We start from the raw sequence: 16666 nt of genomic DNA on the forward strand, positions 1-16666 counted from the left end.
TTTGAATACAGATGAAGCTTGATCAAGCTTACTCAGGTAATGTATTTATTTGCAGCTCTGATGATTACGAGAATTCGAAAGCAGTCATCTACGGCATGCCAATGGACTTTACAGTCAGCTATCGTCCGGGATCACGCTTTGGTCCTGCGAGAATTCGGCAAGCGTCTGTAGGGCTTGAGGAATACAGTCCATACCTGGATAAAAATATTCTTGATATGACCTATTTTGACGCCGGTGATTTGCTGCTTCCGTTCGGGAATGCTGCGCGCAGCCTTGATATTATTCGTGAATATATTCGCGGTCTTCTGGCTGATGGTAAATTCCCAATTGGTCTTGGTGGAGAGCATTTAGTCACTTGGCCGATCATTCAAGAAATGTATGCGAAATATCCGGATCTCGTGCTCATTCATATCGATGCGCACGCGGATTTGCGTGAGCAATATGAAGGCGAACCGCTTTCTCACTCTACACCAGTGCGCAAAGCGGCTGAGCTTATGGGCGGCAAAAACATTTATCAATTCGGTATTCGCTCCGGTTCGCAAGAAGAGTTCAAGTATGGACGCGAGAACATTAACTTCTATCCATTTGAAGTGGCTGCTCCGCTCAAAGAAGCTCTTCCGCAAATCGGAGGCAGACCTGTATATGTAACGATTGATATCGATGTTCTTGATCCATCCGCAGCACCGGGAACCGGAACAGCGGAAGCGGGAGGTATCACATCTAAGGAATTGCTTGAGGCAGTGCACCTCATCGCTCGTTCTGATGCGAATGTCGTTGGCTGTGACTTGGTAGAAGTGGCTCCAATCTATGATCCGACGGAACAGACCCAAATTGTAGCTTCGAAGATTATTCGTGAAATGCTGCTCGGTTTTGTTAAATAATTTAGCCTTTACAATGAATGAAAAGCCTTAGTTCGGTCAATATCCGTCTAAGGTTTTTCATTTTTTTATTTGAATTACGACCTTGAACTGGATATAGTAATACAATAGGAAAGTAAGGGAAGCAAGAATGGAGCTAGTGAAGCAATGCCGCAACCAAACCAAGTGAAGATTCGGCTAATCAGCCGTCAAGACGGGGAAGAAGTGACGCAAGAGCTGACAGGCGAAGCTTTTATTAAAGGAAACAGCGTATATATTCGTTATGAGGAATCTGACATAAACCCAGAGGGCGATAAGACAGATAGGCCGGTAACGCGTACGACTGTGAAGATCGGAACACAGCAGCTCAAAATTATGCGACATGGCGCGGTACAGTCTGAACAGTCTTTCGAACTTGATCGCAGACTGCCAGGATTTTACCGCTCTCCTTATACACAGTTTCAGATGTCTGCACATACGCGCAAACTCGAAGTAGAGATGAATGGCCATGTGGGACAAGTCAATTGGGAATATGATATGTACGTGCTAGATGAGTTAACAGGACGTTTTGCGATTAGCATATTAATACAGGAGGAACCGAAATCATGAGTCAAAGTCCATTAGAGCAAATTAACGAATCGGTGAAGGAAGCGATTGTAGAAGCGATTGCAGCGGCAGGCATTGTAGCCCGTGAAGATATTCCTGCCATTGTACTCGAAGTACCTAAAGACAAAGAACACGGCGATCTGGCGACGAACGCTGCGATGCAGCTTACTCGTATTGCGAAGAGAAATCCTAGACAAATTGCCGAAGAAATCGTGAATCATCTTGATCTTGCGAAGGCTTCTATTCTAAAAGCAGAAATCGCGGGTCCAGGATTCATTAACTTTAAGCTTGATAAGAGTTATTTGTACCCAGTGATTCGTGAAGTACAAGAAAAAGGCGAAAACTATGGCCGCATTGAGCTTGGTAAAGGAAAGAGCGTTGAAGTCGAGTTCGTAAGTGCCAATCCAACAGGAAGTCTGCATCTAGGACATGCCCGCGGCGCTGCCGTAGGCGATGCGCTTTGCAACGTGCTTGATTTTGCCGGTTATGATGTAACGCGTGAATATTACATTAACGATGCGGGTAACCAAATTGTCAACCTGTGCAAATCGATTGAAGTACGTTACATGCAGGAGCTTGGACAAGAAGCTGAAATGCCTGAGGACGGTTATTACGGCGAGGACATCAAAGAATTTGCCAAAGAACTCGTTGCCAAGGAAGGCGACCGATTATTGTCTTTAAGTCCTGGCGAACGGACCGCATTTTTCCGCAAATATGGTCTGGAAAAAGAATTAAGCAAAATTAAACGTGACTTGGAGCGTTTTCGGGTATCCTTCGATATTTGGTACAGCGAAACATCGCTCTATGAAAACAATTTAGTTGAAGCTGCACTTAATGAACTTAGAGCTAAAGGACAAGTATATGAGCAGGACGGAGCAACTTGGCTTCGTACAACCGCTTATGGCGACGATAAAGATCGGGTGCTCATAAAAAATGACGGAACATACACGTATCTAACCCCAGATATCGCTTACCACCGCGACAAATACAGCCGCGGCTATGACCGAATGATTAATATCTGGGGAGCAGACCACCATGGCTACATTCCGCGCATGAAAGCGGCGATGGAGGCGCTTGGCTATGATCCCGAGAAGTTAACCGTTCTAATTGCACAAATGGTTAGCTTGTTCCAAAACGGCGAAAAAGTGAAAATGTCCAAACGTACAGGTAAAGCCGTAACGATGGAAGATCTGATGGATGAAGTGGGTGTAGATGCAATTCGTTATTTCTTCACGATGCGCAGTATGGATTCCCATCTTGATTTCGATATGGATCTCGCGATTTCTACGTCCAACGAAAATCCTGTTTATTACGTACAGTATGCGCATGCGCGTATTTGCAGCATTTACCGCCAAGTCGAAGAACAAGGCATTAAGCTCTTGCCGCTGGATCAAATTGATTTCAGCAAATTGACTGCAGAACATGAGTTTGATTTGCTTCGTAAAATGGGTGAATTACCGGAAGAAATCAGAGTTGCAGCAGAGAACTTTGCGCCGCATCGCGTTATCCGTTATGTATATGAGCTCGCTTCGCTGTTCCACAGCTACTATAAAGCAGAACGTGTCATTACAGAGGATTCGGATCAGACACAAGCGCGTCTCGCTTTGCTCGGTGCCGTTCGTACCACAATTGCCAATGTACTCCGCCTCGTTGGCGTTACTGCTCCTGAAAAAATGTAATGGAATAAAAACCGTCCCTTCTCATTCAAATGAAGGGGCGGTTTTTTTGGAGTTGGCATATTTTTTGAGCCCATCACGCATAAGGCGAAGAGCATTGACTTCACCGGCTTTGCCTTCGCTTACTCTACGCCAGTCATTTTTGGATTTTAGCGACGATGCGGAGCGAAGCAGCAAATTTTTAATTTCGGCAGGGGTAAGTCCAGGACGCTGGGCCAGAAGCAGTGCAATTGCTCCGCTTACATGGGATGTTGCCATGGAAGTCCCGCTCATTTCGTTGTATTTACTATGATTCCAGCATGAGATAATTTTGTCCCCTGGGGCATATATATCAACAAATGGTCCGCGGTTACTGAACGATGCAATACGCCGATATTTGTCTGTAGCACCTACGGATATCGTTTGTGGATACCTGGCGGGGTAGTCGATGCTATATTTTTTACGGTCGTTCCCGGAGGAAGCGACGATGACAATGCCTGCATGATAGGCTTTTTTGACGACATCAAGAAGCGCTCTGCTGCGCGTTTTCATACCAAAGCTCATATTAATAATATTGACTTGATTTCGAACACACCATTCAATGCCGAGAATAATGTCTGAAACAAAGGCTGAACCATTATAATCAAAAGCTTTGACAGGATAGATGGTTGCCCTTGGCGCAATGCCAATCATTCCTTGCGTACTATTGGCTGCTGCAATCGTGCCAGAGATATGCGTGCCGTGTCCATTATCGTCGTATGGAAGCATCGTGCGATTGATTAGGTTAATACCCCGTGCCAAGGAATTCCGTAAGTCAGGATGATTAAAATCTACTCCTGTATCAATAACTCCGATTTTCACTTGGTATCCTGTGGATGTTGACCACGTTTGAGGAGCGCGAATTTGCTTTACACCCCAAGGGATGCTCTGCGGGATTTCGTATTTCGGAGACTGGACGTCATGCACTCTCATTTGTACATCTTCCTCAATGATGAGGGTATCTCTGAATTGATCCATAATTTGATCTATGATCCCATCTGAGGATAGGGGACAGATAAGCGCTTGTATTAGATTGGACGATTGCACGTGTTGCAGTTTTGAAAGGGATGGTTTTAATTTGCGTAGGTAGTACAAACACTCGGCGTATTGTCTAGGATGAACGAAAGTAATGATACGTTGGCGCCTTTTATTGATTGGACTCTCGATCTCATTATGCAGCAATTGCAGGAAATTGGAATAGTCCACGCTGGGCATCCCCCTCTTAATGAACCATGTTGCAGTATTGTATGAAATCGGGAAACTTCCTGAATGAGAAACATGCCCTTTTTTTGGGAAATAGGCCTTCATGAACGTGTCAAAGAACTGCACAGGACATAGTATGGTAGAGAGCCTGAAAAGGCTTTACCCCAGTAAAAGTCTTGTCTTTATACAGATTTTCACTGAGGTGGATACAGTCAAAAGGCGAGGGTGCGTGCCGTCGCCTTTCTTTTATGAGCCAAAATGAAAATATCTGTTCCTGCTAACAGGTTGAAGATATTAGAACTTGCATTTTACCTCTAAATAGGTTTTACTAAGGTGTGATAATGGATATGTTAGTAAAATGCAATTACTGTGAACATTGCGTGAGAGGAAGTGTGCGTTAGTGAGTACCCCACTCAATTTGAAAATTGATCCGGAGAAAGTCCAAGAAATTCCTATGGTGGACTTGGCCTTTATGGTTTTGAAGGCAGCAAATACACCTTACTACTACCGTGACTTGATGAATGAAGTTGCTAAGCTTCGCGGTTTGTCCGATGAGCAAATCAATGATGTTATTGCCCAGTTATATACGGAAATTAATATCGATGGCCGGTTTGCTTGTGTTGGTACGAACTTGTGGGGATTAAAACGTTGGTATCCAGTTGATAAATCTGAGGATGCTCTATCAACTTCCAAACATCCGCGCATCATTAACGATGACGATGATGATTTGGATGACGATGATTTCACGGATGAAGAGGATGCATACGTATCTGATGATGAAGACTTCGATGTGATCGAAGATGACCAAGATGAATTATATCCGGATGAAGACGATACAGATGTCGAAGATGATGTCTTGCTGGACGATGAGGCTCTGGATGACGAAGAAGTTCTGAATGACGATTCAGAAGATGATCTAGATGAAGACTTTGACTCTGCAGATGACGAAGAAGATATTTAATACTTGAAAAAAAGGATGCTGTTTATTCGGCATCCTTTTTGTTTGCACTCTGTCTTGTAGGAAGGTTCAGATATTGTAAACATATAGAAATATTATCTATACTTGGGGAGTGTTAATATGGCAGAGGATACCCTCCTTCTTTTCCTTGACATGAGGATAAGATACAGAGTAAACTATTGCATGGGCTTATGATTCGACCTTAATAATAATGAATTTTAATAAAAAGTGCCCCGTGACTTACGGGAGTCACTTTTTTGTTTTTTTACATCCATTTTAGCTATGAATCTTATCGAAATGGGTTACGCTACATCATATGTCGCCTGAATGTCTGGATTTATAGGAGGGTTATTACAGTGACAAAGTATATTTTTGTGACGGGCGGAGTGGTGTCTTCTCTTGGCAAAGGGATTACAGCCGCGTCACTTGGCAGGTTGCTTAAGAACAGAGGGTTAAAGGTGACAATCCAGAAATTCGATCCTTACATTAATATTGACCCAGGGACGATGAGTCCATATCAGCACGGGGAAGTTTTTGTAACGGATGACGGAGCGGAAACAGATCTGGACTTGGGACACTACGAACGCTTTATTGACATCAACTTGTCGAAGAACAGCAACGTGACAACGGGTAAAGTGTATTCTTCCGTTATTAGTAAAGAACGCCGCGGGGAATATCTCGGAGGTACGGTTCAAGTTATACCGCACATTACGAATGAAATTAAAGAACGTGTATTCCGCGCTGGACGCGAAGCGGGATCTGATATTGTCATTACGGAGATCGGCGGCACAGTTGGTGATATTGAGAGCTTGCCGTTCCTTGAGGCGATTCGCCAAATTAAGAGTGAGGTTGGCCGTGAAAATGTAATGTACATTCACGTAACGCTCATTCCTTACATTAAAGCTGCTGGTGAAGTGAAAACAAAACCTACGCAGCACAGTGTTAAAGAACTTCGCAGCATTGGTATTCAACCGAATGTAATTGTATGCCGCACAGAACATGAACTTTCCGAGGACATGAAAGCGAAAATCGCTCTGTTCTGCGACATTGATCCAAGTGCTGTTGTAGAATGCCGTGATGCATCAACATTGTACGAAGTACCGCTTAACCTCAGAGATGAAGGATTAGATGAAATTGTAGTGAATCATTTGAAATTGACTACACCAGCACCGAATATGACCGAGTGGGAAGCACTTGTTGATCGCATCAATAGATTGAAACACACGGTTGAAATTGCGATTGTAGGTAAATATGTCGCTCTGCATGATGCTTATTTGAGCGTGGTTGAATCGTTATCCCATGCTGGATTTGCAGCCGATGCTGATGTGAAAATCCGCTGGGTAAATGCTGAAGAAGTAACGGATGAGAACGTCGGTGAAGTGCTTAAAGGCGTAGGTGGTATCCTCGTACCAGGCGGCTTCGGCGATCGCGGTATTGAAGGGAAAGTCTCCGCTATCCGTTATGCACGCGAGAACAAAATTCCGTTCTTCGGTATTTGCCTTGGCATGCAAGTGTCTGTCATTGAATATGCTCGTTCTGTACTGGGTCTTAAAGATGCGAACAGCTCTGAAATCAACCCAGCTACGGAATATCCAGTGATTGACTTGTTGCCGGAACAAAAAGATATTGAAGATTTAGGCGGCACGATGCGTCTAGGATTGTATCCATGCAAACTGCAGCCGGGGTCATTAGCAGAAAGCTGCTACGGTGAAGAGCTTGTATATGAAAGACATAGACATCGGTATGAATTTAATAATGAGTACCGTGAAATGATCGAAAAAGCGGGTCTTAAAATTTCTGGTACATCACCAGACGGACGTCTTGTAGAAATCGTAGAATTGCCAGAACATCCTTGGTTCTTATCTGTGCAATTCCATCCAGAATTCACTTCCCGTCCAAATCGTCCACAACCGTTGTTCCGTGAATTTGTAAAAGCGGCATTAACTGTTAACGCTTAATAAAAGCGAAGGAAAGCTGTTTTTGTTCAAGTGAACATTTTGTTCGAAATTAACTTTTTTGTTCCTTTTTTTACTATTTGAAGGATTTTCCCAGTAAGAAGCGAATAATCACATAAAGGCAGTTAATAGCAGATATCCATGAGTGATTGTGCCTGTCGTGATGTATGGTAGATTCTTGGGGGGATAATTCGGTGGAACGAAAGAAAGTGTTAATTGTTGACGATCAGAATGGGATTCGCATCTTGTTAATGGAAGTGTTCAATAGCGAAGGGTACAACACATTTCAAGCGGCTAATGGAAAGATCGCTCTTGAGATCGTGAAGAACGAATCTCCTGATTTGGTGCTTTTAGATATGAAAATACCTGGGATGGACGGGCTTGAAATTTTAAAGCACATCAAAGCGATGAATCCGAATATTAAAGTCATCATGATGACTGCTTATGGTGAACTGGATATGATTAAAGAAGCAACAGAACTGGGAGCTCTTATGCATTTTACGAAGCCGTTTGATATCGATGAAATGCGAGTTGCCGTTAATATACAGCTTAGAAATGAAGTGCCGAAGGCAAGTCATTAAATACACTTACTTTTTATATGCACTCCATACAAATATAGAATTCTCATCATGGAAATTTGTATAAATGGATTGGCAATAGGTTTAAAGCTCCTTTAGGGAGCTTTTCTTTTTAGTTTTCAAGAAATTGAATGTAAATCTATTAGGGCTCGGTCTGTATAATGATGCATATCTATTTCACAAATGCTTGTTTAGTATTTATTTGGTAGTATGATATAATATCAAGAGGCTACATGTCAGTCAGGAAAACTATAGACAACCTAATTTATAGGAGGAGTCAAACCCATGCCATTAGTTTCCATGAATGAGTTATTGCCACAGGCCAAAGCCGGCAAATACGCCGTAGGCCAATTTAACATGAACAACCTCGAATTTGCACAAGCTATTACAAACGCAGCAATTGCGGAGAGATCCCCATTTATTTTCGGCGTTAGCGAAGGCGCGCTTAAATATATGGGCATTGAGTACACCGTAGCCATTGCAGAAGCAGCTGCTAAAAAATCCGGTCTTCCTATTGCGCTTCATCTAGACCACGGCAGTAATTTTGATATTGCCATGAAATGTATTCGTGCAGGATTTTCTTCCGTTATGTTTGACGGCTCTCATCATTCTTTTGAAGAAAATATTAAATTGACGAAAGAAATCGTGAAAGCAGCTCATGCAATGGGCGTCTCCGTTGAAGGTGAACTTGGAACTATTGGCGGGGTAGAAGATGATATTAGCGTAGATGCAGCAGAGGCAAACTTGGCAAAACCACATGAAGCTATTCGTTTCTATGAAGAGACTGGCGTTGACGCTTTGGCTATCGCGGTAGGAACCGCTCACGGCATGTATGCGGGTGATCCTAACATCCACTTTGACATTATTGAGGCTGTAGCAAGTCAAATCCCTGCAGCAATCGTTCTTCATGGTGGATCTGGCGTTCCTGACGAAATGATAAGAAAAGCTATTGCAGCAGGTGCTGCGAAAATTAATGTGAATACGGAAAATCAAGTGGCTGCTACAGCTGCGATCCGTGAAGTACTTAATAAAGATTCTAAAGTGTATGATCCTCGTAAATACTTGACACCTGCACGCAGTGCAATGGAGCAAGTGGTTACTGAAAAGATTAGACTGTTCGGCAGTAATAATCGTATATAAATCCACCTTGTATAATAGTTAGGGTGGGAAATGATAGGTTTTCGGGAAAAACACCGCTCGCCGGTGTTTTCCCATTTCTGTATATTAGAACTTTTCACGGCTTGCGAATGATTTAGGAGGACCTTGATTTTATGGAAAAATTAATGATAAGCGGAGGACGTCCGCTGCATGGTACTGTCCAAATCAGCGGTGCCAAGAATAGTGCGATTGCACTTCTTCCCGCTGCTATATTAGCGGAATCTGAAGTTGTCTTAGATAATTTGCCGCAGCTTAGTGATGTAGCGGTGTATATTGAAATATTAGAAGACCTTGGTGCGACCGTGACATGGGAAGACAATCAAATTAAAATTAATCCTTCGCACATTAAATCGATTCCGATGCCTAACGGTCCTGTGAAGAAGCTTCGTGCATCATATTATATGATGGGGGCTCTCCTCGGCAGATTTGGGGAAGCGATCATTGGACTTCCTGGCGGATGTAATTTTGAACCGCGTCCAATTGATCAACATATTAAAGGGTTTGAAGCGCTTGGCGCTACCGTATCGAATGAACACGGTGCGATTCATTTGCATGCCAAAGAGCTGCGCGGAGCCCGTGTTTATTTAGATGTAAGCAGTGTAGGTGCAACGATTAACATTATGCTGGCGGCTGCTCGGGCCAAAGGCTCCACAATTATTGAAAATGCGGCGAAAGAGCCTGAAATCATAGATGTAGCAACACTTCTCAACTCCATGGGAGCGATTATTAAAGGCGCTGGCACTGAAACGATTCGTATCGAAGGTGTCAAAGAGCTTCATGGATGTCGGCATTCGATTATACCTGACCGAATTCAGGCGGGTACTTATATGATTGCTGCAGCAGCAACAGGCGGTAATGTATTAATTGACAATGTCATACCCAAACATTTGGAGGCACTTACCGCTAAATTGATTGAAATGGGCGTTAAAATTGAAGAGTTGGACGAATCCATTCGAGTGATTGGCGGTGGACCGTATCACCATGTCGATGTGAAGGCTCTTGTGTACCCCGGTTTTCCAACTGACTTACAGTCACCGATGACCAGCCTCCTTACCCAAGCGGAAGGGGTAAGCGTTCTAAGTGATTTTGTATATAGCAATCGGTTCAAACATGTGCCTGAACTTGTACGTATGGGTGCGAAAATACGAGTGGAAGGCCGCTCTGCCATTATTGAAGGCAGTAAACTCAATGCCGCTAAAGTGAAAGCGACCGATTTGCGTGCTGGTGCTGCATTAGTCATTGCAGGCTTGACTGTCGAAGAGGGAATCACCGAAGTTTCTGGCGTTGAATTTATAGACCGGGGATACGATCATCTGGTGACGAAACTGCGCAGTCTTGGTGCAGATGTATGGCGGCAAACGGAGTAATGAAGTGAGCATTACAGGAGGAGAATTCGTAAATATTTTTTGCGTGATAAAGGATCGTTTGCGAATATCTCCTCTCAAATCAGGTAATGCTATATTAGTAATACTGACATAGAATAAATTCATAGATTTACATCATAGGATAATAAGGACTTATAAAATTGAATAGGTGGTTGTTACATGGATCTTCAAATATCCGATTTGGAAGAAATGAAGCTGACCGATTTGTACAAACTTGCGAAGAAGCATCAGATTCCGTACTACGGTCAGATGAAGAAGAAGGAATTGATTTTTGCTATTCTACGCGCGCAGGCGGAACAGAGCGGCCTCATGTTTATGGAGGGTGTGCTTGAAATACTGCCAGAAGGCTACGGGTTTCTGAGACCGATTAATTACCTTCCAAGCCCAGAGGACATTTATATTTCTGCATCACAAATAAGAAAGTTTGATTTGCGAAACGGAGACCTCGTATCAGGAAAATGCAGGGCGCCTAAGGAAAATGAACGGTATTTTGGATTGCTTCAAGTGAACGCCGTCAATGGTGAAAATCCAGATCATGCGGCAGAACGATTGCATTTTCCAGCGTTAACTCCTCTATATCCACAAAAGAAGCTCACGCTCGAAACATCTCCTAATCATTTATCAACTCGAATTATGGACCTACTTGCTCCAGTAGGATTGGGACAGCGCGGACTGATTGTGGCACCTCCTAAAGCAGGTAAGACACTTCTCCTTAAAGAAATCGCCAACAGCATCTCTACTAACTATCCAGAAATTGAGTTGTTTGTATTGCTGATTGATGAACGTCCGGAAGAAGTAACTGATATGCAGCGGTCTGTCAAAGGGGAAGTTGTGGCTTCCACATTCGACGAGCTTCCTGAGAACCATATTAAGGTGACGGAATTGGTGCTTGAGCGGGCTTTGCGGCTAGTAGAACATAAGAAAGACGTCGTTATATTAATGGATAGTATTACTCGTTTAGCGAGAGCGTATAACCTTGTTGTACCTGCCTCAGGAAGAACGCTTAGCGGAGGTATTGATCCAGCGGCATTCCATCGTCCAAAACGGTTTTTCGGTTCTGCTCGAAATATTGAAGAAGGCGGAAGCTTGACTATTTTGGCAACGGCATTGGTGGATACGGGCTCTCGTATGGATGATATTATATATGAAGAGTTTAAAGGAACTGGCAATATGGAGCTTCATTTGGATCGTAAGCTCGCTGAACGCCGTATTTTTCCTGCTATTGATATTCGTCGTTCCGGGACGCGCCGTGAAGAAGTATTGCTTACGAAAGAAGAGCTTGATATCATTTGGTCCATTCGCAAAAATATGAATGAAGGGCCTGAATTTGTTGAAGGATTCCTGAAAAAGCTTCGTGAATCCAAAACAAATGAAGAATTTCTAGCGTCATTTGATGCTTCGGGAACAAATGGCTCAAGCACCAAATCATCCGCTCAACAGACAACACGCCGAACAACACGGACGTCAGCAGCTTCGATGCCATTGACATAATATATGTATTTTAGAGTAGAATATTAGCTGTTATCTTAAGGGTGGTAAGGAAGAAAGTTGCAGCGCTTTACCTTCGCAGATTTTAATTGCAGCAGTTTGTAAGACGTGTTATACTACTCTTATGTGTCATATTACTCTGGGTCCGCATGAGGCTCAGGGCGGAAAGAGGTGAATGTCATGAAAGAAGCAATTCAACCGAAATATCATATTACAACAGTTACTTGCGCTTGCGGCAATACGTTCGAAACGGGTTCGGTTAAACCAGATCTCCGCGTAGAAATTTGCTCTAACTGCCATCCATTCTTCACAGGTAAACAAAAATTTGTGGATGCTGGCGGTCGCGTTGATAGATTTAAGAAAAAATACGGTATGTAATAACCGTAAAGCACCTGCTCTTAAACAAGAGCAGGTGCTTTTTTTGTGTCAAGATATAGAGCTCTCGGTAACTTTTTACGTTAGGTTGCATTTTAAATAGTCATGCGCTATACTTAACTACGCCGCGCTAGATGGGGAGGTAGCGGTGCCCTGTAACTCGCAATCCGCTGTAGCGAGGTTGAATTCCTGTTAGCGGTGTTGTCGATGTGAGGTTTGGTCTTTGTCACACGATGTTGACGGATGGGTCCTTCGCAATGAGTACCTGTGAACCTGGTCAGGTCCGGAAGGAAGCAGCCATAAGCAGGCCTACTTTTGTGCCGAAGGGTGGCCTATCCCGAGTTGCTGTGCTAAGGTGCCGCTCGGATCGCAATAATCAATAACAGGTGCGCGGTTTAATAATAACTTAACAACGTAACGATGAATAATCTTTGCATCCTGATGCAAATGTTATTTCGTGAAAATGATGAAAAAATCTTTGCATCCCGATGCAAGTGTTATTTCGTGAAAATGATGAAAAAATCTTTGCATCCTGATTTAAATGTTATTTCGTAATAACGATGAAATAACATTTGAATTTAGATGCAAAGATTTTTTGTAGATACCAAAACAGTCTTTGCATCCTGATGCAAAGATTTTTTGTTTTACATACGGGATGAAGTTTAAACGATGAATTCATTTCTACTTAGTAATGGATTATAGTATAATGAGAAAGCGACGATTGTCATAACGGGATATGAAAGAGGGGTACCTCAACATTGGAACATATAGCGCTTTACCGTGCTTGGCGGCCACAGTCGTTCCAAGACATGGTGGGACAACAGCATATTATTCAGACGCTGCAGAATGCAATCCGTGAACAGCGGGTTTCCCATGCCTATCTGTTCAGTGGACCTCGGGGAACCGGTAAAACGAGCGCCGCGAAGATTTTAGCTAAAGCGGTTAACTGTGAGAGAGGCCCTGCTGCAGAGCCTTGTAATGAATGTGAGGCTTGTAAACGAATTACTGCCGGAGCTGTCATGGATGTTCTGGAAATTGACGCTGCGTCTAATCGCGGAGTGGAAGAAATCCGTGATTTAAGGGAAAAGGTAAAATACGCACCGACCGAAGTGAGACAAAAAGTCTACATTATTGACGAAGTGCACATGTTGACGACGGAAGCATTCAACGCACTCCTGAAGACGCTCGAAGAACCTCCTCCGCATGTGATGTTTATACTGGCTACAACAGAACCACATCGCTTGCCGGCGACTATTGTTTCGCGTTGTCAGCGTTTTGATTTTCACCGCGTCTCCTTAGAGGAGCAGACTGAGCGTTTAAGTTTGATCTGCAGTCAAGAGGGGATAACCGCGGATGAGGATGCGCTGCAATATATCGCACGTCTATCGGATGGCGGAATGCGCGACGCACTAAGTATTTTAGATCAAATCTCCTCCTTTACAGGCGGACATATTTCATATGAGCAAGTTGTGAATATGACGGGTGGTATCCCATCTGAGCAATTTGCACAATTGGCCAGCGCCTTAAAGCAAGGCAACGCTGGTCAAGTTCTTCAAATGATTGAGGGGTTCATGGAGGAAGGCAAAAGTGCAGACAAATGTATGGAGAATCTGCTCTATTACTTCAGGGACTTGCTCATGATTAAAATGGTGCCGAATGCTGATAAGCTGACGGAGCGCGTGCTAAACCCAGACCATTTTGAACAGATGGCTAAAGGGTTTACTCGCGATGAGCTTTTCCGGATTATTGATATTTTGAATCATTACCAGACAGAAATGAAATACGCTGCGCAGCCGCAAGCTCTATTTGAAGTGGCCCTTCTTAAGATTTGCAGCGTTCCGCAGAGTACTGAGGCTGCTAGCCAGCCGGGGGCCAAAGTCGCAGAAGCTTCTGAAGTGAAGCAACTGAAGCAGCAGCTTGCAGCGCTGGAGAAGAAGCTTGAGCAGCTGCTTCAATCAGGCGTGTCTGTAAATGGAACGAAGGACACATCTCCTTCAGTTCGTTCTAGTGGAAGCCGAAGCGCCGCACCGCGTGTGTCTTCGAAATCTAAAATTCCATCTCACCTAGATCAATATATCGCTCACAAAGACAGTGAAGAATTTGTATCGATCCAGAAAGCTTGGAGCAAAGTTCTTCAGCGGGTGAAAGAAGTAAAAGTGACTATTCATGCTTGGTTTGTAGACGGCGAACCTGTATCGGTGAATGGAGACAACATCTTGGTTGCCTTTAAAAATAACATCCACCGGGAAACAACAGAGAAAGCCGCTAACAAGCAAGTGATTGAGCGGGTATTCGAAGAGCAGCTAGGGAAACCGTATCAGTTAGTAACAATGATGCTCAAAGATTGGAACGATTCTATTGAAGGAAAAGCGGAGGCTGCTGCTGAAGAGCTCACACTGGAACTGGAACATGAAGACTCTAAAAATAAACAACCTTGGATAGATGAGGCGATCCAGCTTTTTGGTGAAGATCTCGTTGTCATAAAAGAATAATATGAATTCAAATTCAAAATTAAAGGAGATGTTACCATGAATAATATGAATCAAATGATGAAACAAGTGAAAAAAATGCAGGAACAAATGATGAAAGCTCAAGAGGAATTGGGCAACAAAACAGTAGAAGGAAGTTCTGGCGGCGGCGTTGTCACTGTTCAAGCAAATGGTCATAAAAAAATAATCTCCATCAACATCAAACCAGAAGCTGTTGATCCAGACGATGTGGAAATGCTGCAAGATCTCGTGTTGACAGCTGTAAACGATGCGCTTACTAAAGCCGAAGAACTTGCTAATGAAGATATGGGTAAATTTACAGGCGGGCTCAAAATTCCGGGCTTGTTTTAATTCCTAATTTGAAGGAGCACACTTACATTGTATTATCCTGAACCGATCGCCAAGTTGATCGATGCATTTACACATTTGCCGGGAATTGGGCCGAAAACAGCTGCCCGTCTTGCTTTCCACGTTCTTCGAATGAAAGAAGACGATGTTATTGATTTCGCAAAGGCTCTTGTCAGTGTCAAACGAAATCTGCATTATTGTTCTATTTGCTGCAATATTACAGATACCGATCCATGTCGAATTTGTCAGGACAAGACTCGTGACGCGTCAGTTATTTGCGTTGTTCAAGAATCGAAAGATCTAGTAGCCATGGAGCGAACTAAGGAGTTCGACGGCTACTATCATGTGCTGCAAGGTTCGATTTCCCCGATGGAGGGTGTAGGACCGGATGATATAAGGCTTAAAGAGCTGTTAAATCGGCTTAGTGATGAGCGCGTGAAGGAGCTTATTTTAGCAACAAATCCGAATATTGAGGGAGAGGCAACGGCGATGTATATTTCTCGTTTGGTTCGTCCTTTTGATATTCGTGTTACGCGTATAGCGCATGGTCTGCCGGTAGGCGGAGATCTGGAGTATGCAGATGAAGTGACCCTGTCTAAGGCATTAGAAGGTCGGCGTGAATTGAATTAGATGACTCAATATGTTGAGAAAGAAGCTCTGTCTGCAGAGCTTCTTTTTTTGTTCTAAGTTTGTCCTTCTCGCGATATGTATGTAGTGACTCACAAATTACATGTCGAGTAAGAGAGGGGAATTTCACATGGCACGGCGGGAAGTGCACATCCATTTACCATTAATAAATCAGGATCAAGAGCAAGAGAAAAGGCGCGATCTATATATTGAAGTAATCAGGGCGCATGCAGAGTGGGTACGGGCTCAGTACATGTTCCAAGAAGCTGTTGGCAATGATGAAATTGACTACGCAATCTATATGCTGGAAGCTGCAGAACGGATATACGACATTCGTTTAAGACAAGCTAAAAAATTAGGTCTTAACACCCTCGAAGTACTTAAGAGCTATAACGCTTAAATGGAGGTGAATATATGAAACTAGTAATGACAGGAATATTAGTCGTCTCGTTTATGCTCTTAATCTACATACTTATTAGAAAACGTATTGGTCTAAGATGGTTTACCCAATTCGGATCGCATATCGTTCTAGCAGCCTTAGCAATATATGTGCTCAACTTCTCTGGCTTAGTTACAGATATGTACATACCACTCAATCCAATCACCGTAAGCACGGCAATGGTGCTGGGCGTCCCTGGGGTCGCATTGTTATTAGGGCTCAAGTTAGCATTATTTGGATAGTTGACGCGCAGCTGCAAACTATGTTACATTATATCTCGTCCCTCTGATAAGTGTTCAGCACAAATCGACTTAAGAGATTCGAAAATAAAAAAAGTTGAAAAAAGTGCTTGACGAAACGATGGACGATATGATATATTATAAAAGTCGCCGCTGAAAAGCGGGTGAGACGAAAAAGTGAGTTTGATCTTTGAAAACTGAACAACGAGTGAGTGAATTTCACTTCGGTGAAATTCAAAAAATAGAGAACGAAATGTTCTCGTCAGT

At 43.3% G+C, this 16666-nt stretch carries 16 protein-coding genes and 1 other RNA gene; 16 read left to right on the plus strand and 1 reads right to left on the minus strand.

Annotated features, from left to right (window positions below; all coding sequences use genetic code 11):
- Positions 1-11: 11 nt before the first annotated feature.
- From speB to argS, 3 genes are all read left to right on the plus strand, one after another.
- On the plus strand, positions 12-881 hold the full coding sequence (gene speB, locus J2Z20_RS17340; RefSeq protein WP_209853236.1) for an agmatinase: 870 nt from the start codon (positions 12-14) through the stop codon (positions 879-881).
- Between the two features lie 144 nt (positions 882-1025).
- Positions 1026-1466 carry a YwiB family protein gene (locus J2Z20_RS17345; protein ID WP_209853237.1) on the plus strand — a complete coding sequence of 147 codons (441 nt, stop codon included), beginning with the start codon at positions 1026-1028 and terminating at the stop codon, positions 1464-1466.
- A complete protein-coding gene (gene argS / locus J2Z20_RS17350) occupies positions 1463-3142 on the plus strand; it encodes an arginine--tRNA ligase (protein ID WP_209853238.1) in 1680 nt (559 codons plus the stop codon). Before J2Z20_RS17345 ends, argS begins: the two co-directional genes overlap by 4 nt.
- A 21-nt stretch (positions 3143-3163) precedes the next feature.
- Here argS and J2Z20_RS17355 read toward each other — a convergent pair whose 3' ends face one another.
- The gene (locus tag J2Z20_RS17355; RefSeq protein ID WP_342454330.1) at positions 3164-4363 is read right to left on the minus strand and encodes a S8 family peptidase; all 1200 of its coding nucleotides are present in this window, start codon (positions 4361-4363) and stop codon (positions 3164-3166) included.
- Between the two features lie 397 nt (positions 4364-4760).
- Between J2Z20_RS17355 and rpoE the strand changes: the two genes are divergently transcribed.
- From rpoE to J2Z20_RS17420, 13 genes are all read left to right on the plus strand, one after another.
- The gene (gene rpoE, locus J2Z20_RS17360) at positions 4761-5321 is read left to right on the plus strand and encodes a DNA-directed RNA polymerase subunit delta (protein ID WP_209853240.1); all 561 of its coding nucleotides are present in this window, start codon (positions 4761-4763) and stop codon (positions 5319-5321) included.
- Positions 5322-5674: 353 nt separating this feature from the next.
- Positions 5675-7276: a CTP synthase gene (locus tag J2Z20_RS17365; RefSeq protein WP_209853241.1), complete on the plus strand. Its 1602-nt coding sequence runs from the start codon at positions 5675-5677 to the stop codon at positions 7274-7276.
- Between the two features lie 191 nt (positions 7277-7467).
- Positions 7468-7854 (plus strand): response regulator, encoded by a 387-nt coding sequence (locus J2Z20_RS17370; RefSeq protein WP_342454331.1) that lies wholly within the window; start codon positions 7468-7470, stop codon positions 7852-7854.
- A 282-nt stretch (positions 7855-8136) separates the two neighbouring features.
- Positions 8137-8991, plus strand: coding sequence for a class II fructose-1,6-bisphosphate aldolase (fba, locus tag J2Z20_RS17375; RefSeq protein WP_209853244.1), 855 nt, complete (start codon positions 8137-8139; stop codon positions 8989-8991).
- Between the two features lie 131 nt (positions 8992-9122).
- Positions 9123-10376 carry a UDP-N-acetylglucosamine 1-carboxyvinyltransferase gene (locus tag J2Z20_RS17380; protein WP_209853246.1) on the plus strand — a complete coding sequence of 418 codons (1254 nt, stop codon included), beginning with the start codon at positions 9123-9125 and terminating at the stop codon, positions 10374-10376.
- Between the two features lie 177 nt (positions 10377-10553).
- Complete coding sequence (rho, locus tag J2Z20_RS17385) at positions 10554-11885, plus strand: transcription termination factor Rho (RefSeq protein WP_209853249.1); 1332 nt, start codon at positions 10554-10556, stop codon at positions 11883-11885.
- 177 nt (positions 11886-12062) lie between these two features.
- Positions 12063-12260: a 50S ribosomal protein L31 gene (gene rpmE / locus J2Z20_RS17390; protein ID WP_209853251.1), complete on the plus strand. Its 198-nt coding sequence runs from the start codon at positions 12063-12065 to the stop codon at positions 12258-12260.
- A 122-nt stretch (positions 12261-12382) separates the two neighbouring features.
- Positions 12383-12651, plus strand: an RNA gene (ffs, locus tag J2Z20_RS17395) — signal recognition particle sRNA large type.
- A gap of 364 nt (positions 12652-13015) precedes the next feature.
- Positions 13016-14749, plus strand: a complete 1734-nt coding sequence (gene dnaX, locus J2Z20_RS17400; RefSeq protein ID WP_209853254.1) for a DNA polymerase III subunit gamma/tau — start codon at positions 13016-13018, stop codon at positions 14747-14749.
- 36 nt (positions 14750-14785) lie between these two features.
- On the plus strand, positions 14786-15097 hold the full coding sequence (locus J2Z20_RS17405) for a YbaB/EbfC family nucleoid-associated protein (RefSeq protein ID WP_209853257.1): 312 nt from the start codon (positions 14786-14788) through the stop codon (positions 15095-15097).
- A gap of 27 nt (positions 15098-15124) precedes the next feature.
- Positions 15125-15724 carry a recombination mediator RecR gene (gene recR, locus J2Z20_RS17410; protein ID WP_209853259.1) on the plus strand — a complete coding sequence of 200 codons (600 nt, stop codon included), beginning with the start codon at positions 15125-15127 and terminating at the stop codon, positions 15722-15724.
- A gap of 127 nt (positions 15725-15851) precedes the next feature.
- On the plus strand, positions 15852-16121 hold the full coding sequence (locus tag J2Z20_RS17415; RefSeq protein WP_209853261.1) for a DUF2508 domain-containing protein: 270 nt from the start codon (positions 15852-15854) through the stop codon (positions 16119-16121).
- A gap of 14 nt (positions 16122-16135) precedes the next feature.
- Complete coding sequence (locus tag J2Z20_RS17420; protein WP_209853263.1) at positions 16136-16402, plus strand: pro-sigmaK processing inhibitor BofA family protein; 267 nt, start codon at positions 16136-16138, stop codon at positions 16400-16402.
- The last annotated feature ends 264 nt before the right edge of the window (positions 16403-16666 follow it).

Origin of the sequence: Paenibacillus sediminis (assembly GCF_017873765.1) — a bacterium.
GTDB lineage: Bacteria > Bacillota > Bacilli > Paenibacillales > Paenibacillaceae > Paenibacillus_AG > Paenibacillus_AG sediminis.

Coding starts and splice junctions, on each gene's coding strand:
- J2Z20_RS17405 (WP_209853257.1), top strand. CDS start 14,786: ATGAATAATATGAATCAAATGATGAAACAAGTGAAAAAAATGCAGGAA.
- argS (WP_209853238.1), top strand. CDS start 1,463: ATGAGTCAAAGTCCATTAGAGCAAATTAACGAATCGGTGAAGGAAGCG.
- rho (WP_209853249.1), top strand. CDS start 10,554: ATGGATCTTCAAATATCCGATTTGGAAGAAATGAAGCTGACCGATTTG.
- J2Z20_RS17415 (WP_209853261.1), top strand. CDS start 15,852: ATGGCACGGCGGGAAGTGCACATCCATTTACCATTAATAAATCAGGAT.
- rpmE (WP_209853251.1), top strand. CDS start 12,063: ATGAAAGAAGCAATTCAACCGAAATATCATATTACAACAGTTACTTGC.
- J2Z20_RS17380 (WP_209853246.1), top strand. CDS start 9,123: ATGGAAAAATTAATGATAAGCGGAGGACGTCCGCTGCATGGTACTGTC.
- speB (WP_209853236.1), top strand. CDS start 12: ATGAAGCTTGATCAAGCTTACTCAGGTAATGTATTTATTTGCAGCTCT.
- J2Z20_RS17420 (WP_209853263.1), top strand. CDS start 16,136: ATGAAACTAGTAATGACAGGAATATTAGTCGTCTCGTTTATGCTCTTA.
- fba (WP_209853244.1), top strand. CDS start 8,137: ATGCCATTAGTTTCCATGAATGAGTTATTGCCACAGGCCAAAGCCGGC.
- J2Z20_RS17345 (WP_209853237.1), top strand. CDS start 1,026: ATGCCGCAACCAAACCAAGTGAAGATTCGGCTAATCAGCCGTCAAGAC.